The sequence below is a fragment of the Komagataeibacter oboediens genome, from assembly GCF_003207815.1.
GTDB classification, from domain to species: Bacteria; Pseudomonadota; Alphaproteobacteria; order Acetobacterales; family Acetobacteraceae; genus Komagataeibacter; species Komagataeibacter oboediens.
On the sequence record NZ_NKTX01000244.1, the window covers coordinates 1 to 700 of the forward strand.

At 59.9% G+C, this 700-nt stretch carries 2 protein-coding genes and 1 pseudogene; 2 read left to right on the forward strand and 1 reads right to left on the reverse strand.

All coding sequences use genetic code 11. From position 1 onward, the window contains the following. The coding region (locus tag CFR80_RS20070; RefSeq protein WP_258367974.1) for a hypothetical protein at positions 1–190 on the reverse strand (190 nt) is incomplete at its 3' end. Between the two features lie 9 nt (positions 191–199). Here CFR80_RS20070 and CFR80_RS20075 point away from each other — a divergent pair. Next, the gene (locus CFR80_RS20075; protein ID WP_258367975.1) at positions 200–469 is read left to right on the forward strand and encodes a hypothetical protein; all 270 of its coding nucleotides are present in this window, start codon (positions 200–202) and stop codon (positions 467–469) included. Then, positions 469–700, forward strand: a pseudogene (locus CFR80_RS18630) (structural protein); the annotation flags it as partial. The gene CFR80_RS20075 and the pseudogene CFR80_RS18630, both read left to right, overlap by 1 nt.

Here is a 700-nt window from a genome sequence, read left to right on the forward strand (position 1 = left end):
CGCCTGCCCGACCGCCCTGTGAGGCGGTTTTTTTATGAGAAGATGAATGATTGATGAACCGACGCCGGATGTTCTGGCGCGATTGGATGAACATGATGTGCGGCTCGACCGGCATGACGGGCACCTGGAGCGGCACGATGTTCAGATTGAACGGCTGAATGCCGGTGTTGTCGTTCTGCAGGGCGGCCAACAGAACATCATGCAGCAGATTGCAGAGCAGCGCGGCGAAGAACGTGAACGCGCCCGAAGCCAGAAAGAACGCGATCACACACTGTCTGACAAAATCGACAAGGCACTTGACGCCATCAGCAAGGAACGCGGCGCGCGCGATGAACGCCAGCGCCTGTTCAATCGCAATACCACATGGGCGGTCGTGATCCTTGCTGGTCTTGGCACCCTATTGGGCTGGCAGGAATTCGGACAGACCATATGGCACAGCATTCTCCACCTTCAGGAGCCTGCAGGATAATGAACGCACACGTACCCCGTGGCATCCGCAACAACAACCCCGGCAACCTTGATTATGTCGGGCAGCCGGGCGCGCGTCTGGAAACCGGCGTTGCGGAACCGCGCTTTGCCGCGTTCCCGACCATGGGTGACGGCATCCGCGCCCTGCGCGACCAGTTGCTGCGCTATGCCGAGCGCGGCTTGACCACCGTGGCTTCCATCATCTCGGTCTATGCACCACCCACCGAGAACG